This is a genomic window from Methylomonas fluvii (assembly GCF_014850975.1).
GTDB classification, from domain to species: domain Bacteria; phylum Pseudomonadota; class Gammaproteobacteria; order Methylococcales; family Methylomonadaceae; genus Methylomonas; species Methylomonas fluvii.
In genome coordinates this window covers 114,664-131,862 of record NZ_JACXST010000002.1, presented here as the reverse complement: position 1 = coordinate 131,862, position 17,199 = coordinate 114,664, and the positions used below count along the sequence as shown (strand labels likewise).

The 17,199-nt window shown below is 42.2% G+C and carries 18 protein-coding genes; all 18 read left to right on the top strand.

The annotated features are described in order from the left end of the window. Positions 1–2 precede the first annotated feature (2 nt). A complete protein-coding gene (gene rfbA, locus EBB_RS10195; protein ID WP_192393778.1) occupies positions 3–887 on the top strand; it encodes a glucose-1-phosphate thymidylyltransferase RfbA in 885 nt (294 codons plus the stop codon). Then, positions 887–1,426 (top strand): dTDP-4-dehydrorhamnose 3,5-epimerase, encoded by a 540-nt coding sequence (gene rfbC, locus EBB_RS10190; RefSeq protein WP_192393777.1) that lies wholly within the window; start codon positions 887–889, stop codon positions 1,424–1,426. Before rfbA ends, rfbC begins: the two co-directional genes overlap by 1 nt. A 95-nt stretch (positions 1,427–1,521) precedes the next feature. After that, positions 1,522–2,325 (top strand): aldolase/citrate lyase/malate synthase family protein, encoded by an 804-nt coding sequence (locus EBB_RS10185; RefSeq protein WP_033155744.1) that lies wholly within the window; start codon positions 1,522–1,524, stop codon positions 2,323–2,325. Positions 2,326–2,338: 13 nt separating this feature from the next. Further along, positions 2,339–3,031, top strand: a complete 693-nt coding sequence (locus EBB_RS10180) for an SDR family oxidoreductase (RefSeq protein WP_192393776.1) — start codon at positions 2,339–2,341, stop codon at positions 3,029–3,031. Continuing rightward, positions 3,015–4,091: a 3-dehydroquinate synthase gene (locus tag EBB_RS10175; RefSeq protein WP_192393775.1), complete on the top strand. Its 1,077-nt coding sequence runs from the start codon at positions 3,015–3,017 to the stop codon at positions 4,089–4,091. Before EBB_RS10180 ends, EBB_RS10175 begins: the two co-directional genes overlap by 17 nt. Then, on the top strand, positions 4,091–5,092 hold the full coding sequence (locus EBB_RS10170; protein WP_192393774.1) for an NAD-dependent epimerase/dehydratase family protein: 1,002 nt from the start codon (positions 4,091–4,093) through the stop codon (positions 5,090–5,092). Before EBB_RS10175 ends, EBB_RS10170 begins: the two co-directional genes overlap by 1 nt. 32 nt (positions 5,093–5,124) lie before the next feature. Beyond that, entirely contained in the window at positions 5,125–5,892 is a 768-nt protein-coding gene (rfbF, locus tag EBB_RS10165) for a glucose-1-phosphate cytidylyltransferase (RefSeq protein WP_192393773.1), read from the top strand. Further along, complete coding sequence (rfbG, locus tag EBB_RS10160) at positions 5,856–6,968, top strand: CDP-glucose 4,6-dehydratase (protein WP_225587380.1); 1,113 nt, start codon at positions 5,856–5,858, stop codon at positions 6,966–6,968. Before rfbF ends, rfbG begins: the two co-directional genes overlap by 37 nt. Before the next feature lie 25 nt (positions 6,969–6,993). Then, positions 6,994–8,307, top strand: a complete 1,314-nt coding sequence (gene rfbH, locus EBB_RS10155; protein ID WP_192393772.1) for a lipopolysaccharide biosynthesis protein RfbH — start codon at positions 6,994–6,996, stop codon at positions 8,305–8,307. 15 nt (positions 8,308–8,322) lie between these two features. Beyond that, positions 8,323–10,104, top strand: coding sequence for a thiamine pyrophosphate-binding protein (locus EBB_RS10150; RefSeq protein ID WP_192393771.1), 1,782 nt, complete (start codon positions 8,323–8,325; stop codon positions 10,102–10,104). An 11-nt stretch (positions 10,105–10,115) separates the two neighbouring features. After that, entirely contained in the window at positions 10,116–11,057 is a 942-nt protein-coding gene (locus tag EBB_RS10145; RefSeq protein WP_192393770.1) for a glycosyltransferase family 2 protein, read from the top strand. Then, complete coding sequence (locus tag EBB_RS26690) at positions 11,041–11,466, top strand: GtrA family protein (RefSeq protein ID WP_192393769.1); 426 nt, start codon at positions 11,041–11,043, stop codon at positions 11,464–11,466. The genes EBB_RS10145 and EBB_RS26690 overlap by 17 nt, the downstream gene beginning before the upstream one ends. Before the next feature lie 50 nt (positions 11,467–11,516). Beyond that, a complete protein-coding gene (locus EBB_RS10135) occupies positions 11,517–12,770 on the top strand; it encodes a glycosyltransferase 87 family protein (RefSeq protein ID WP_192393768.1) in 1,254 nt (417 codons plus the stop codon). Beyond that, positions 12,767–13,420 (top strand): GumC domain-containing protein, encoded by a 654-nt coding sequence (locus EBB_RS10130; protein WP_192393767.1) that lies wholly within the window; start codon positions 12,767–12,769, stop codon positions 13,418–13,420. Before EBB_RS10135 ends, EBB_RS10130 begins: the two co-directional genes overlap by 4 nt. Positions 13,421–13,689: 269 nt before the next feature. Further along, on the top strand, positions 13,690–14,799 hold the full coding sequence (locus EBB_RS10125) for a DegT/DnrJ/EryC1/StrS family aminotransferase (protein WP_192393766.1): 1,110 nt from the start codon (positions 13,690–13,692) through the stop codon (positions 14,797–14,799). A gap of 58 nt (positions 14,800–14,857) precedes the next feature. Further along, a complete protein-coding gene (locus EBB_RS10120; RefSeq protein ID WP_225587379.1) occupies positions 14,858–15,550 on the top strand; it encodes a WbqC family protein in 693 nt (230 codons plus the stop codon). Beyond that, positions 15,551–16,405, top strand: a complete 855-nt coding sequence (locus tag EBB_RS10115; protein WP_192393764.1) for a 3-hydroxyacyl-CoA dehydrogenase family protein — start codon at positions 15,551–15,553, stop codon at positions 16,403–16,405. Between the two features lie 65 nt (positions 16,406–16,470). Further along, on the top strand, positions 16,471–17,190 hold the full coding sequence (locus EBB_RS10110) for a class I SAM-dependent methyltransferase (protein ID WP_192393763.1): 720 nt from the start codon (positions 16,471–16,473) through the stop codon (positions 17,188–17,190). The last annotated feature ends 9 nt before the right edge of the window (positions 17,191–17,199 follow it).

Below are 17,199 nucleotides of genomic sequence, written 5' to 3'. Positions count from 1 at the left end.
ATATGAACCAGCGCAAAGGCATAATCCTGGCCGGAGGATCCGGCACCCGGCTTTATCCGGTGACGAAAGCGGTTTCCAAACAACTGCTGCCGATTTACGACAAGCCGATGATTTATTACCCGCTCAGCACGCTAATGCTAGCCGGGATTCGCGACATTTTGATCATTTCCACGCCGCAAGATACGCCGTTGTTTCAGCATTTGCTGGGTGACGGCAGCGATTGGGGTATTAATCTGCAATATGCCGTGCAACCTAGTCCCGATGGGCTGGCGCAAGCATTTATCATCGGTAAGGATTTTGTCGGTTCACAGCCCAGCGCTTTGGTATTGGGCGACAACATTTTTTACGGCCACGATTTACACGTTCAATTGAAACGCGCGACCGATCAATCCTCAGGTGCAACCGTTTTTGCCTATCATGTCAATGACCCGGAGCGCTATGGTGTCGTCAGCTTTGATGCTCAGGGTAGGGCAACGTCGCTAGAGGAAAAACCGACTCAGCCAAAAAGTAATTACGCAGTGACCGGTTTGTATTTTTACGACAATCAAGTCGTCGATATAGCCGCCAATTTAAAGCCGTCGCCGCGCGGCGAGCTGGAGATTACCGACGTCAATAAAATGTATCTGGACCTAAATCAGCTCAGCGTCGAAATCATGGGTCGCGGTTATGCCTGGTTGGACACGGGTACTCATGCCAGTTTGATCGAGGCTAGCAATTTCATCGAAACTATTGAAACCCGCCAGGGTTTGAAAATCGCCTGCCCGGAAGAAATCGCCTGGCGTAGCGGCTGGGTTGGAGATGAGCAAATCGAAAAATTGGCCAAGCCATTGGCGAAAAATGGCTACGGGCAGTATTTACTGGGCCTACTGAATAAGCAGGTGTTTTAATGCAAGCAACCAGACTTGCTATACCCGATGTCATTTTATTTTCACCAAAAGTATTCGGTGATGAACGTGGTTTTTTCTTTGAAAGCTTCAACGAAAAAGTCTTTCAGGAGCTGACAGGTTTAAGCGTCAATTTTGTTCAGGACAACCACTCCAAATCTCAAAAAGGAGTGTTGCGCGGATTACATTACCAATTGCCGCCTAAGGCGCAAGGCAAGTTGGTGAGAGTGGTCCAGGGAGAGGTATTCGATGTGGCGGTGGACATTCGTAAGAGTTCCCCTACATTTGGAAAGTGGGTCGGCGAGATACTTTCTGCGGAAAATCGGCAGCAAATGTGGATACCGGAGGGATTTGCGCACGGTTTTCTAACGCTGTCCGAAACAGCTGAGTTTTTATATAAAACCACTGATTATTATGCACCCGAATATGAGCGTTGCATTATATGGAATGATGCAGATTTGAAAATCGCCTGGCCATTCGAGGGCGTGCCGCAACTTTCGAGCAAGGATTTGCTGGGCGCAACTTTCAAGGATGCCTGTTAGCCTGACATTTAATATGTATATATCCGCCGGGCTTGCACTGCAGCATAAAGTTTATCGCTGCCGCTTGGTTTGATTTCAATAAAAGAGGAAGTTATATGAATAAAAGAGAACGCTCAATGCTCGACCTTCTAAAGAAGGGAAAGCAGGAGTATGGATACGAAGGCATTAAAGCCGAGTTTGAAGCGGAAGGAACCAGAACAGACGAATTGCTGAGATTGATCGAAATTGTGCGCAGGGCGGATCTGAAAGTAGGTTTGAAGATAGGTGGCTGCGAAGCAATGCGCGATTTATTGGAGAGTAAATTAATTGGTGTGGATCATATCATCGCGCCGATGATTGAAAGCACTTACGCGCTGTCTAAATATATAGACGCGAAGAATAAAGTATTCACGGAAGACGAGCAGCAAGATACTGATTTTTTATTCAATATTGAAACCGAACAAGCGTTTCAAGTGGTGCAAAGCCTGGCCGATCAAGCGAGGCAAGATAACGGCGTCGATGGCATGGTGTTTGGCCGTGTGGATTTTTCCTTGTCACGTGGCTATTCGAGAGATGCCATTAATCAGCCGCAAGTAACGGAGTGTTGTATTGCCACTGCCAAAGAGTGTAAAGAAAAAGGTTTGGACTTTGTGGTGGGCGGTGGTGTTTCCATTGATGCGTTGCCGGCATTGAAAGAAATTAACCAGGTCCACCTTACCCGATTTGAGACTCGAAAAGTCATATTTTCCGGCCATTCGCTAGACAAGCCAGATATTGAAAAAGGCTTGTTAAACGCCGTGCATTTTGAATTACTTTGGTTACAGAATAAACGTGATTATTACGATATTATTGCCAAGGAAGATCTGTCTCGAATAGCGATGCTTGAGGGGCGTTGGAACGTATTAAGAGATAGCAATTAATTTGGTCGAAGCAATGCAAAAAATTCTGGTCTTCGGCGGTACCGGTACAATAGGTGCACATGTTTGCCAATTATTCGATACCAAGGGATGGCAGGTCGTTATAGCGACCAGAAAGCAAAGCGCGCTTCCTGAGCATATTTTATTTGACCCATTCGATGACAATTTGAATTTATCCGCGCTTAAAGCAGCAGGCCAATTCAATGCGGTATGTTGGGCGCAAGGGATGAATTGTAACGATAGCATTTATAAATTTGATATAGATAAAAATATTGAGTTATATAAAGCCAATTGCTTGTTTATTGTTAAGTCATTAAATATTTTATTAAATGAAGGCTTGTTGGCTGAAAAAGCGCGTTTAGCGGTGATTAGTTCAATATGGCAAAATATCGCCAGACAGGACAAGTTATCGTATTGTATGACTAAATCCGCATTGAATGGATTAGTGCTTTCCGCGGCAACCGATCTTGCCCGTGACGGCTATTTAATTAATGCGGTTCTGCCTGGTGCATTGGATACGCCAATGACTCACCAAAATCTTGCACCGGAACAGCTAAAAAAGATAATCGATGCGACGAAGTTTAACCGACTAGCGACGTTGGAGGATGTAGCTAATATGGTTTATTTTCTGTGTTCTCCGGAAAATACCGGTATAACAGGTCAATTTATTAGTGCAGACTTAGGATTTAGTCATGTCCGTATCGTTTGATATTCAATCCAGTATTGCAAATTATCGCGTGGTAATAGAAAGCGGTGCTTTTGTCGAAGTACAGCGGCAAAATGAGAATAGTGCCGTGTTATGCGATAACTTTTTTGAAACGGCTTTTTCCGGGAATGCCAAGGTTATTGCTGTACCGGCGAATGAAGAAACCAAAAGTTTGAAATCCGTTCCCGATATAATTATAAAGATGCGAGATTTAGCTTTAACAAGGCAAGCTAAGTTGACGGCTGTTGGTGGTGGGAGTCTGCAGGATATAGCTACCTTTTGTGCTTCTATTTATATGCGCGGTATCAAATGGGATTATATTCCCACCACTCTATTGGGTATGGTGGATTCTTGTATTGGGGGTAAGTCATCTATCAATGTTGGACGTTATAAAAATCTGGTTGGAAATTTTCATCCCCCGGAGACCATTATAATTGATCCCAATTTAGTAAAAACCCTCAACTCGGAACAGAAAATCGCCGGATTGTGCGAGGCCGTGAAGATTTGCTATGCCAAAGGAAGTTCGTGTTTTTCTGAGTATATGCAGTTAAATCCGCAAATGGATATGAATGTAGAAGGGTATGCGGATGTAATTGAATTAAGTTTAAAAGCAAAGAAATGGTTTATCGAAATTGATGAATTTGATAAAGCCGAGCGTTTGTTGTTGAATTTTGGTCATACCTTCGGGCACGCTTTGGAAGGTGCTTCCAATTTTGAAGTAAGCCATGGCATAGCGGTTGGATTAGGCATGCTGATTGCCATTAACTATGCCCAAGTGAGCGGTGGTCTGAAGCAAATTCCGGCGGATACTCAACAGTTGAAAGATTATGTCATTGGCTTATTGGATGAAATTCCGATGCTGAAAGAAATTATCCAGCGAATTGATGTGGAAAAAGTCTTTGAGTGTTTTATATCCGATAAAAAGCATTCCGCCAGTCATTTTATTATTATCAGTGTGAATGATTCCGGAGCATTAGAGCGATTATTTATCGATAAAACCGAGACAAATATAGTCAATTTGAAGTCTGCGATTAGCTCAGTTATTAGTCAAAGCTACAAATAATGGCTTTTAATTTCGAAAAAGCGTTTGGCGCAGATTATCGATTTATTGTGGATCGTCTGCTGAGTAAGCAGGCTCATATTGCTGTGACGGGCGCCAGCGGCTGGTTAGGCCGGGCAACTCTGGAGTTGTTTTCCGCTTTGTACGGCGGCGAATTTAACCAGCGGGTATCGGCCTATGGATCGCGTGAACAGCAGATAGTATTGGCGGATGGCCGTACAGTATCCGTTAGACCTTTGGCGGAAATTACCCATCGGCATACGCAACACAATCTCTATTTGTTTCACTTTGCGTTTTTAACCAAGGATAAGGTTGGCGGATATACAGACGATGAATATATTCGCTTGAATAGAGATATTCAGGGCTTGGTGATACAGGTATTGAAACAATCACAGGTAAAAGCTGTGCTATTGTCGTCGTCCGGAGCAGTCTACGATTATTTAAACGATAGCAATAGAGATAAGTCTGCAAATCTGTACGGTAGATTAAAATATGAAGATGAGTTGCTCTTTCAAGAGATATGCAGTAAGTCCGATATAAAACTCCTTATCCCGAGAATATTTAATCTAAGCGGGCCATATATCAATAAGCTAAATGCTTATGCCTTGTCCTCGATTATTGCGAATGTCATTGCCCGAGAAAATGTGCTAATTCGGGCAAATAAGCCCGTGTTTCGGTCTTATATTTACATACTGGATTTACTGCTGATCTGTATTCGCATGATGTTCTCGGAACGTTTCGGAAAAATTGTCTGTTTCGACACCGTAGGTGATGAAACGGTGGAAGTGGGTGAGTTGGCTGAAAAAGTATGCAAGCTACTGGATGCTACTGACTTAACAGTTGAGCGTCCGAATATGATACATGGGGAATCTGATAGCTATTTGGGAAATGAACAGCCTATTAAAGATATTATAAAAGGGTTCGAATTTCCAGTAACCGGCCTAGATCGACAAATTTTAGAAACTGCCGAGTATATCCGTAATTTGAACAAATGTAGTGGATAGATGATTGTGTCTATAACCAAGAGGAAATATTAATGAAGTTGGTTATTCTTGCGGGTGGGTTGGGCACTCGTATTAATGAAGAAACCTCGGTGAAGCCTAAACCGATGATTGAAATAGGTGGTAGGCCTATTTTATGGCATATAATGAAGTTATATTCTCATTATGGAATTAACGAATTTATAATATGTTTGGGATATAAAGGCTATATTATTAAGGAGTATTTTGCTAATTACTTTCTACATATGTCGGATGTGACCTTCGATATGGAGCATAACGAGATGCAGGTGCATCAAAAATATGCAGAGCCATGGAAAGTCACTTTAGTAGATACCGGTGAATTAACGATGACTGGTGGCCGGTTAAAAAGAGTTCGCGATTATATCGGCGATGAAACATTCTGTTTTACTTACGGAGATGGGGTCGGCGATGTCGATATTAATGCGCTGATCGATTTTCATCATTCCCACAATAACGCCGCAACTGTGACCGCCGTGCAACCGCCCGGCCGGTTTGGCGCCTTGGAATTGGTGGGGAGCCGCATCAAAAGTTTTCAGGAGAAACCGCAGGGCGACGGCGCCTGGATCAACGGCGGTTTTTTTGTGTTGTCGTCGGCAGTGTTCGATTTAATCGATAGCGACGAAACGCTATGGGAAAAAGAACCGATGGAGCGTCTGGCGAACAGCAATCAGCTGCACGCTTATTTCCACAAAGGCTTCTGGCAACCCATGGATACATTAAGAGATAAGCAGCATTTGGAACAGCTTTGGCAACAGCAAAAAGCACCGTGGAAGATATGGTAGAACATAGCGATTTTTGGCGAGGCAAACGGGTTTTTATAACCGGGCATACGGGATTTAAAGGCGGTTGGTTGGCGTTATATCTGCATCGGTTAGGTGCGGAGATCAAAGGGTATGCGTTACCGGCGCCGACCACACCCAGTTTGTTCCAAGTGGCCGGTATTGCTTCGGTACTGCAGCACGTTGAAGGCGATATTCGGGATTTAACCAGCGTGATGGCGGAAATGCAAAGCTTTCAACCTGAGTTTGTGTTTCATTTGGCCGCGCAACCGCTTGTTCGTTATTCCTATCAACAGCCGGTGGAAACCTACGCCACCAATGTGATGGGTACGGTTAATTTACTGGAGGCTGTCAGGCACACCGCGTCGGTAAAGTCAGTTGTGATAGTCACCAGCGACAAATGCTATGAAAACAAGGAGTGGTTGTGGGGCTACCGGGAAAATGAGCCGATGGGTGGCTTCGATCCTTACAGCAATAGCAAAGGCTGTTCGGAACTGGTAACTGCCAGCTATCGTAATTCGTTTTTTCCCAGCGAACGCTACGCTGAGCACGGGGTGGCGGTGGCGTCGGTGCGTGCCGGCAATGTGATTGGCGGCGGGGATTGGGCTCAGGATCGCTTAATTCCAGACATCATGAAAGCGTTCATGGCAGGGGAGGCTGTGACGATTCGTAACCCGACAGCCATCAGGCCTTGGCAGCATGTACTGGAGCCGGTGACCGGTTATGTCCTGTTAGCCGAACAACTATACAAAAAAGGTAGTCGATACGCGGAGGGTTGGAATTTCGGGCCCAGCGAAGCCGATGCGCAACCCGTATCGTGGATATTGGAAAAACTGGCGGATTTATGGGGCAATGGCGCAAGTTGGCAAATCGATGCTAGTGAGCAGCCGCATGAAGCGCACTATTTGAAGCTTGATTGCTCCAAAGCCAAGACCCTTCTGGGTTGGGTGCCGCGTTGGACTCTGGCCCAAGCGTTGGCGATGATTGTCGACTGGAACCTGGCCTATCAACAAGGCAAGGATATGCAGCAAGTCTGCGCGGAGCAGTTAGAGCAGTTTTTGACAGCTGATCAACATTAATTTTATTGAACACAAAGATAAGACAGTGACAGAAAATACATTAAAAGCGCAGATTTTGGATTTGGTTGAACAATACGCCGCCGAACGTTATGCCGAAAAAGCTTTCGTTCCGGAACAGTCCGTAGTGCCGCCGTCGGGTAAAATTCTCGGGGCCAAAGAACTTAGTTATATGGTCGAAGCGTCGCTAGACGGTTGGTTGACTACCGGACGATTTAACGACCAGTTTGAAAAGCAATTGGCCGAGTTTATTGGCGTTAGCAGCGCGTTGACGGTCAATTCCGGTTCCTCTGCGAATCTGCTGGCTTTTGCCTGTTTGACATCCGAAAAACTGGGAGACCGGGCCTTGCAAAAAGGCGACGAAGTCATTTCCGTAGCGGCTGGTTTTCCCACAACAGTGAATCCCATTCTGCTTTACGACCTTGTCCCGGTATTTGTCGATGTGGAAATACCAACCTATAACATCGATCCCAGTAAAATCGAAGCGGCTATTACGCCTAAAACCAAGGCAATCATGATCGCCCACACGCTGGGCAACCCGTTTGACCTGGATCAAGTGGTCGAAATTGCAAAAAGATACAATCTTTGGCTGATAGAAGATTGCTGCGATGCCTTAGGCACAACCTACAAGGGCCGCAATGTCGGCACTTTTGGGGATATTGGTACGCTTAGTTTCTACCCGGCTCACCACATTACGATGGGCGAGGGCGGTGCAGTATTTACCAGTAGTCGTCGCCTGAAAACTATCATCGAGTCGTTTCGGGATTGGGGAAGAGATTGTTATTGCGCTCCCGGTGTGGATAACACCTGTAAAAAGAGATTTGGTTGGCAGTTAGGCGATTTGCCGGCCGGTTACGACCATAAGTACACCTATTCGCACTTGGGTTATAACTTAAAAATTACCGATATGCAGGCGGCCTGCGGCTTAGCGCAGTTAGAGCGTGCGCCGGAATTGATTGAAATCAGAAAGCGTAATTTTAAATTCTTGAAGCAACGTTTGGCCACTTGCGAGCAGTATTTAATTCTGCCGGAAGCGACACCGGGATCGGATCCCTCATGGTTTGGGTTTCCAATCACGCTGAAGGAGGATTCGGGCCATGAACGCGTGGAATTGTTGAAGTACCTGGATCAATACAAAATCGGGTCCCGTCTGCTGTTCGCCGGAAATTTAACCCGGCAACCGTATATGAAAGGCAGGCAATACCGAATTTCCGGCTCGCTGGATGTAACCGATAGAATTATGCGGCAAACTTTTTGGATCGGTATTTATCCGGCCTTGACCACAGAGATGCTGGAATTCGTTGCCGAAAAAATAGAAATTTTTTTTGGTATCCGTCAATAAGCTGGCAAACAAGCAATGCAAAACAAGACCATAAAATATAGCGATCTATTGGCCGATTGGTTAAAGGAAAGAGGATATACCCACTGCTTTTACGTGGCGGGCGGCAATATCATGCACATTCTCGCCAGCGTGAATCGTCATTTCAAATGCGTTAGCGTGGTGCATGAGGTGGCGGCAGGCATTGCAGCGGAATATTTCAATGAAATAAGTGCCGACGGCAAAGCCTTTGCTTTGGTAACCGCCGGTCCCGGCTTAACCAATATTGTCACCGCAGTGGCGGGTGCTTATTTGGAGAGCCGGGAATTGTTGGTGATTGGCGGGCAAGTAAAGACTGCCGATCTTTGTCGGCAACAAGTACGCCAGCGCGGCATTCAAGAGATTGATGGTGTCGATATCGTCAAGCCGATCACCTCAAAATCGGTGCTGATGGATAGCTTGATTTCCTGTGAGGCATTTAACCGGATTATCGACGCCGGGGTTACAGGCCGCAAAGGTCCGGTGTTTCTTGAAATTCCGTTGGATATTCAAGGTGCGCCAGTCGATGTAAACGATCCACTATGCGAAGTTGCCCCAGCCGCAAAACAAGCAATTCCACCTATAGATTCAGCCGAAATCCAACGTCTAATCGAGGATGTTCGCACGGCAAAACGGCCGTTTTTATTGATTGGAGCCGGTGTTGCCAGGCAGACGGTAGAAAAGATATACGAGGCTTTGGAGCCCATGGGTATTCCATTGGCAACCACATGGAATGGTGCGGACAGGGTGGCGGCAGATCATCCCTTGTATTTTGGTCGTCCGAATACCTGGGGACAACGTTACAGCAACTTGTTGATGCAACAAGCCGATTTGCTGGTCGCACTGGGAACTCGTTTGGGTCTGCAACAAACCGGGTTTAACTGGCAGGAGTTCGTACCTAAGGGCAGAGTGGTGCAAGTGGAATGCGACCCTACCGAACTTAATAAAGGCCATCCCCGCGTCGATTGCGGTTTGCAAGGCGATGCCAATCAAGTATTACAAGCATTAGCGGCAGCCAGCCTTGGCGATCATTCCGAATGGATGGCTTATTGCCAAAAAGTGAAAGCCGAATTGCTGTTGATCGAGCCGATCAATAACACGGCAGAGAATTATGTATCGCCTTACGATTTTGTCAGCCGTTTGTCGGTACACTGCCGAGACACTGATAACGTCATTCCCTGCAGTAGCGGTGGCGCCTTTACCGTGATGATGCAAACCTTCGCTCAACAGCGCGGCCAACACATCGTTACCAACAAGGGCTTGGCATCCATGGGGTACGGATTGAGCGGAGCAATAGGCGCGGCTTTCGCCTATCCGCAGCGCAGGACCGTTCTAGTCGAAGGCGATGGCGGATTTGCCCAAAATTTACAGGAGTTGGGTACGGTTGCTGTTAATAAGTTAAATCTGAAAATTTTTATATTTAACGATAATGGCTATGCCTCTATTCGGATGACGCAACGAAATTATTTTAATGGCGCCTATATTGGTTGCGACCAGTCCTCGGGATTGGGTTTACCGGATTGGCTAACTTTATTTAAAGCCTTTAATTTGCCTTGTATCAAACTCCATGCTAATTTCGAGCAAGACCCGGAATTCCAACGCCTATTCGCAAGCGATGAACCTGCTGGGTTTGTCGTGCCGATAGATCCGGAACAAACCTATTTTCCCAAAATTACCAGTAGGGTAACGGAAACAGGTTCTATGCAATCAAATCCTTTGCACCAAATGACTCCGGATTTGGATGAGAATCTGTATGCCGTAGTAGCGCAATATTTGCAATAGACATATCCAGTATGAATAAAAAATTAATTTCCGTGGTTATTCCTGCCTATAACGAGCAGGACAATGTTGATGAATTGGCTAAACAATTAACAGCGGTATTTGCGGAAAATAGCGCTTACGATTTTGAAGCTATTATCGTAGAGAATGGTTCTCAAGATAATACCTACGAAAAGCTCTGCGCGGTACATGAGAAAGATCCGCGGTTTAAAATTGTGCAACTAGCGCGTAATTTTAGAATGGATGGTGGCATTACCGCCGGCCTGAATTATGCGTCTGGCGATGCTGCTGTGATTATGACCGCCGATTTGCAAGATCCGCCGCATTTAATAACCCAATTCATCAAAAAATGGGAAGAGGGATATGAAAATGTGTACGGCATCGTTACCAAACGTAATGGTACAGGCCTGATTCGCCGTTTTAACTCGCAATTATTTTATTGGGTTGCGAATGGTTTGACCAACGGCATGGTCCCCAGAAATGTTAGCGACTTCAGGCTGATCGATAGAAAAGTTTACGAAACCATCAATTCCATACATGAGCGCAATCGCTTCATCCGTGGACTATTTGCCTGGGTTGGTTACAAATCCATTGGCGTCGAACACGAACGTGCGGAACGCTTTGCCGGGGTGTCTGGGGCGCATACTTTCAAGGTTATCGAACTGGCGTTAAAAGGCATATTGGCCCATTCTTATGTGCCTTTAAAGCTTATTACTATATTGGGGATAACCATATCTGTGGCGTCTTTTATCCTGTTAGTGTGGACAATAGTAAAAGCAATATTCTGGGGTGTGCCGTTTGCTGGATATGGAACCATTATGACTGTTATGTTTTTGATGTTCGGAATATTATTTACTATGTTGGGTATTGTTGCAGAATATATTGGTTTGATATACGAGGAAGTGAAGAATCGCCCTAATTTTATCGTGAGAAAGCAAGTTGGGTTCAATAACTAAACGTTTTTGGGGTAACGAAAAGATTCGTTATTTATTTGTAGGTTTGTATAATACCGCTTTTGGGTATGGTTTTTTTGCAGTTATTTGGTTTTTTCTACACCATGATTTACATTATGTGGGGCTTTTAATAATAAGTCATTTTGTATCGGTGATTAATGCATATTTGGGTTATAGGATTTATGTGTTTCGCGTGAAAGGACGGTGGTTGAAAGAATTTTTTAGGTTTAATATGGTGTACCTTGGTGCTTTTGGTTTTAATTTAATAGCATTACCTCTTTTGGTCGAGAGACTTAATCTACATACATTGATTGCTCAAGCAATTATAGTATCCATTACTGTGATAAGCAGTTATATCTTGCATCGCCGATTTTCTTTTAAAAAGAATAGTGTGCAAAGTAAGTTATCTTAAATTTACTATCTAGTATGGATGGCATATTGAATGACTTCAGCTGATAGTGTGTGTGTTTAAAAAATAAAGATATTGATTGGTGGTTCGTCTGGATAATCTGTTCAGAGCTAATTTTTCTGATCTTTTTTGTCAAGTATTTTGAATCCAGCGGTTATGCAATACCGCCGTTTTTCTTTGCGCCTTTAGATACATTTATGGACTTCTATAATACAAATTATTGGAGTCTGAATGATGGGCGTTATGATATATGGCAATCAATTTATCCGATAAGTGTATTTGCATTGGCGCAAATGTTAGTGCCGGATTATTGTGCTTCCGTTGTTTTGCCTGCAGAGTTACGAGATTGCGCGCCATATTCTATCGCTTGGCTATTTTTATTTTATTTTTGTGCAATTTTTTTATGTACAAAACTAATCGTAAAGCAGGTGAGGATAAAATATATTTCGGTTGAGATAATTATATTTCTCGCGTTGTTGATGCAATTTCCCGGGCTTTATGCGTTAGAAAGAGGGAACTATATTATAGTTGCTTTTATGTTGTTGGCTTTTTCTCAGGCTTTTGGCGTCAATTGGAAAGGCGCGGTATTTCTCGCGTTGGCTATAAATATTAAGCAGTATTTGATAGTGCTCTGGTTTGTGCCGTTTTTTAAAAGGGAATATACATACTTTTTGATGAGTTTTTTTGCATCATTATTGATTAATCAAATAAGTATGCTTGTGTTAGAAGATGGAAACTATAGGCAAATTTTCGAAAATATGTTTTCTTTTTCTGGCGCTGTTAATTCGGATTTTTTCCAAAAAGTTTGGTATACAACTTCGCTTAGCTCCTGGTCGAAAGCTGTCTTTTACTATCAGGACAGGATTCCGGTAATCCTCTATTTGGCTACGCATTTTTTAAGGTGGTTTGTTCTTTTTGTTGCGGCGTATATTTTATTTTTATCAGCGCGAAAAGCTCACTTTTTCACTTGGGAGCAATTAAGCGTAGTTGTTTTGCTTTGTATGATGGTAGCTACTGATTCTCCAGGGGGGTATGCAGTTATTTTGTTACTGCCATATTTAAGTGCAATTTTAATTGGAAGATATGCTAATAAATATAGAAGGGCAATCATGTTTGTGCTGTTGATTCCTCTGGATTTTGTGGTTGGTCCGATAATTGAGTTCAATCAATTTAGTTTTCTTTCGCAGCATTACGTGGATGTATCAACCGGGTTGACATTTGGTGCATATATTCGTCCATTTTGCCTGTTCTTCATGTTGATAATCATGAGTTACCCGGTTTTAATATCTTTAAGGAAATTTTCATGACATTTAAAAGCCTAGTTGATGCGCTGATAAAAAATAAGAAATATATAGGTTTAAATCTCCTTTTCTGGGTTTTAATGGCTTTTATTTTACTGGAAGTAATGCCTATTAAATATGAGGCACAAATTATAATTAAGTTAGGCCAATTTGATAGCAATACGCCCATTGCTGGTGCGGCGGAGTCCATCGAATATTTACGTAACTCAGAAACCTTAATTGCGGTGGCGACTGCTAATAACGTATCTCCTAATAAGCTCTCAAAAAGAATTAGGACGCATCCTATCGATAATAATAAAGCAATAAAGATACTAGTCCATTGGGATTCTGTTGACGATGCTGAGCGCTTAGTTTCGGCTTTAGGTCAGAAAATTGTCGATTATCAGCAGCAAAAATTGAACAAAGAACTCAATAGTGTCAAAAATGAAATACTTTATTGGGAGAAAATTTTAGATAAGAAGGAATGCAATAGTCAGGCAGTTGAATCAATTTCCCAGCTAAAATTGATCATTTTGAGTATGAAGCCAACAGAAATCGTGGCTCCCGCATCAAAGTCATTTGATATTGTATCTATCGATTATGGGACAGTTTATTTAGTAGCGCTATTCATGTGGATGTTTTCAAGCTTGCTAATCGTTGAATACCATAGATCGTGAGTATTAGAATAGGTGAGTTGTATATATTTTTTGCCTGTTGACTATTTTGCTGTATTTAAAGGCAAGCAGACTTTGTTTTCTGCGATGTATGGTTTTGAGTAGAGCTGTTTCGACATGCAGTGATATAAAATATGATTGGTTGCCTTTTAAAATAATTTAACTCTGATAGATTTTAACGGGCATTGATGAAGTGCTTTAATGGTTTCACCTTTAAATACTCATTAAATTTCTGTTAGGCGTTTAAATAAAATGTCATAAAAATTTTAATTATGAATAAAAAAAACATTTATGTAACGCAACCATCTTTGCCGCCATTGGAGGAATTCATTCCCTATCTTCAAGAGATTTGGAATAATAAAATATTAACCAATGGGGGGCCTTTTCACCAGAAACTAGAAGACGCGCTCTGTGAATTTCTGGGTGTAAATTATATTAGTTTATTTGCTAATGGAACCATTGCTTTAGTTACTGCTTTACAAGCTTTGAGAATTAGGGGGGAGGTTATAACTACTCCGCTTTCCTTCGTTGCTACTTCCCACTCGCTGTTATGGAATGATATTAAGCCCGTATTTGTAGATATTGATCCAAATACGCTAAATCTCGACCCGTCAAAAATTGAAGCGGCTATTAATCCTCACACAGCAGCGATCATGCCGGTACATTGTTACGGGCATCCCTGCGATGTCGATGCTATTCAAAAAATAGCTGATAACTATGGCCTTAGGGTGATTTACGACGCTGCTCATGCTTTTGGCGTGGAAGATGCCAATGGTAGTGTGTTAAATCACGGGGATTTGTCAGTATTAAGTTTTCATGCCACAAAGGTGTTCAATACTTTTGAAGGTGGTGCGATAGTTTGCCCGGATGCAAAGACTAAAGTGAGAATAGATCAGCTTAAAAACTTCGGTCACGTTGGAGAAGTGACAGTGGTAGCTCCTGGTATTAACGGAAAAATGAGTGAATTCAATGCCGCACTCGGTTTGTTGCAGTTAAACTATATAAACCAAGCGCTTGGTGCGCGAAAGAAAATTGATATTGCTTATAGGGAAAGATTGGTGGGAATAAAAGGAATAACATGTTTGGGTGATTCCGGGGAGAAAGTAGCAAATTATTCCTATTTTCCTATTCTTGTTGATATAGATTATCCTATTACTCGAGATGAACTTTATCAGAAGTTAAAAGACGCTGGCATACATCCCCGCCGTTATTTTTATCCGTTGATATCTGAGTTTCCTATGTATAGAGGCTTCAGTTCCGCGCATAAAGAGAATCTTCCCATCGCTACAGACGCAGCTAGAAAAATTCTGTGTCTGCCGATCTATCCAGATTTGGATATGGCTATTGTCAATGAAATAACGAGCATAATCTCTGCGCAATGAGGATGAGTGTCGTGCAATCTATAGTTATGCTGGTGAGTATTAAATGAGGGCCGCAATTATGCAACCCTATTTCTTTCCGTATATTGGGTATTTTCAGTTGATTAGCGCTGTTGATGTATTCATCGTCTACGATAATATAAAATACACAAAGAAGGGGTGGATTAATCGTAACCGGATTTTGCAGAACGGCAGAGATGTTATGCTTACACTGCCTTTGAAATCCGATTCGGATACTCTTGATATTTGCCAGCGAGAAGTGGCGGCGGATTTTAATCGCCTCAAATTTCTAAATCAACTCAGCGAAGCCTATCGAGGAGCGCCATATTTTTCCGAAACACTTCACTTGGTAGAGCATATAGTGTCGTTTAAGGATGAAAACTTATTTCGCTTCCTACACAACTCTATTGTCAAAACCTGCGCCTATTTGGGTGTTAGTACTGAAATCAGAATATCATCCGAAATAGACATTGATCATTCACTTAAGAGTCAGGAAAAAGTTCTCGCGTTGTGCGATTATATCGGAGCGAAGACGTACATAAATGCTATAGGTGGAATTGAATTATATTCAAAATATATATTCCGTCTAAGAGGCGTTGATTTGAAATTCATTCAGTCGAAGCCATTCGAATACAAACAATTCGGTTCCGTGTTTGTGCCTTGGTTATCTATTATTGATGTATTAATGTTCAATTCTACTGATTTAATCAAAGAATGCTTGAATTTTGAATATGATTTGATAGAGGTATCGTGAATGCAAAATCATGTTGTTGGCATTGCTGGTGCTGGAAATATGGGGATGCAACTTGCAATACTTTTTGCGTCCCATGATATTGCTACGATAATCTGGAATCATAAGGAGCAGCCAAGTTATGAAAATGACATTTTTAGATTGGCAACAATTCAATCAAAACTTGGATTTTTTAATAAAGAAAATATAAAAAAAGTTATAGAGCACATAAGTTATGCAAATGATATAACCGTTATGGAGGGTTGCGACTTTATTGTTGAAGCTATAAAGGAAGACAAGGAAGTTAAGGCTATAGTTTTAAGGCAGATAGATGCTATTGCTAGGCAAGCCAAAGTGCTGGCAACTAATACTTCGATGTTAAGTATCACGGAGCTTGCATCTTTTACTGAAAACCCAAGTCGGTTTTTAGGGATTCATTTTTTTAATCCACCTATGTCGATGAAATTGATTGAGGTAATAAAGGGTGAATTGACTTCTGATGCGGCTTTGGAGTTTGCTTTAAATGTATTAGATAAAATTAACAAACATCCTGTAGTTATCCCTGAAACCCCTGGCTTTATTGTTAATCGGTTGCTTTTTCCGATGATTAACGAGGCTGTGTTTCTATTGTCGGAAGGTATTTCGGATGCCAAAACTATTGATAATTGCATGCGGCTTGGAGCTAACCACCCAATGGGGCCGTTGGAGCTTGCAGATTTGATAGGTTTGGATATTTGTTTGAGTATATTGGAAACACTTATGGAAGAGACCGGTGATGTAAAATATAGGCCTGCTATTTTGTTAAAAAGGTACGTTCGCGCAGGTAAGCTTGGAAAAAAAACAGGGATTGGATTTTATTCTTACCGTAAAAAGATTTAACTTTTTTGCTAAAAATGGTGCTAAAAATATCATATAGCCTATTGAAATCCTAATTGGAGGGTTTGATGAGTAACAAAGAAATAGCGCACCTAGAGACTATTAGTGCTTTCTATGAAAAAGGTGACTATATGGATGAGCTTATGATAGATCGTGAGATTGAAATCATTAAGCGATATAGTGCCGAAGGTAAAAGCGCTTTAGAAGTAGGTTGCGGTAGTGGTTCTTCCACTGAAAAATTATATAAAATCTTTCAAGATATAGAAGTAATCGAGCCTTCGAAAAAAAATGTGGCGTTGTTAAAAAATAGGGTTTCAAATATAAAATGCCATGAATTGCTTTTAGAAGAGTTCTCTACTACCCGACGATTTGATTTTATATTTTTTTTAAATGTCATTGAACATGTTGAAGATCCAGTTCAGTCTCTCAAAATACTTGCTGATTTAATTAGACATGAAGGGCTAATTTTTATTTCAGCTCCAAATTGTATGTCTTTAAATAGGCGTGCGGGATATAAAATGGGTGTTCTGGAAAATTATGAAAAAATGGCGCCAAAAGATTATGAAGTTGGGCATAGACGTTTATACACCGTGGATATGTTGAAAGATCACTGTGATAAAGCAGGTTTAAAAGTGCTATCTGTTAAAGGGATGTATCTTAAGCCGCTTTCGGAAAAACAGATGATTGAATTAGGTGACGACGCTGTGCGTGCATTTTATTCTTTGGGAGAAGATATTCCTGAGTATTGTGCTAGTCTCTTAGTTGTAGCAACTAAGAAGTATTATTAGAGTTTTTAG

Bases quoted from the DNA above. Each gene is read 5' to 3' on its own strand.
- EBB_RS10180 (WP_192393776.1), top strand. From the start codon at position 2,339: ATGCAAAAAATTCTGGTCTTCGGCGGTACCGGTACAATAGGTGCACAT.
- EBB_RS10185 (WP_033155744.1), top strand. From the start codon at position 1,522: ATGAATAAAAGAGAACGCTCAATGCTCGACCTTCTAAAGAAGGGAAAG.
- EBB_RS10120 (WP_225587379.1), top strand. From the start codon at position 14,858: ATGCAACCCTATTTCTTTCCGTATATTGGGTATTTTCAGTTGATTAGC.
- EBB_RS10175 (WP_192393775.1), top strand. From the start codon at position 3,015: ATGTCCGTATCGTTTGATATTCAATCCAGTATTGCAAATTATCGCGTG.
- EBB_RS10115 (WP_192393764.1), top strand. From the start codon at position 15,551: ATGCAAAATCATGTTGTTGGCATTGCTGGTGCTGGAAATATGGGGATG.
- EBB_RS10125 (WP_192393766.1), top strand. From the start codon at position 13,690: ATGAATAAAAAAAACATTTATGTAACGCAACCATCTTTGCCGCCATTG.
- EBB_RS10170 (WP_192393774.1), top strand. From the start codon at position 4,091: ATGGCTTTTAATTTCGAAAAAGCGTTTGGCGCAGATTATCGATTTATT.
- EBB_RS10145 (WP_192393770.1), top strand. From the start codon at position 10,116: ATGAATAAAAAATTAATTTCCGTGGTTATTCCTGCCTATAACGAGCAG.
- rfbF (WP_192393773.1), top strand. From the start codon at position 5,125: ATGAAGTTGGTTATTCTTGCGGGTGGGTTGGGCACTCGTATTAATGAA.
- EBB_RS10130 (WP_192393767.1), top strand. From the start codon at position 12,767: ATGACATTTAAAAGCCTAGTTGATGCGCTGATAAAAAATAAGAAATAT.
- EBB_RS10150 (WP_192393771.1), top strand. From the start codon at position 8,323: ATGCAAAACAAGACCATAAAATATAGCGATCTATTGGCCGATTGGTTA.
- rfbC (WP_192393777.1), top strand. From the start codon at position 887: ATGCAAGCAACCAGACTTGCTATACCCGATGTCATTTTATTTTCACCA.
- EBB_RS10110 (WP_192393763.1), top strand. From the start codon at position 16,471: ATGAGTAACAAAGAAATAGCGCACCTAGAGACTATTAGTGCTTTCTAT.
- rfbA (WP_192393778.1), top strand. From the start codon at position 3: ATGAACCAGCGCAAAGGCATAATCCTGGCCGGAGGATCCGGCACCCGG.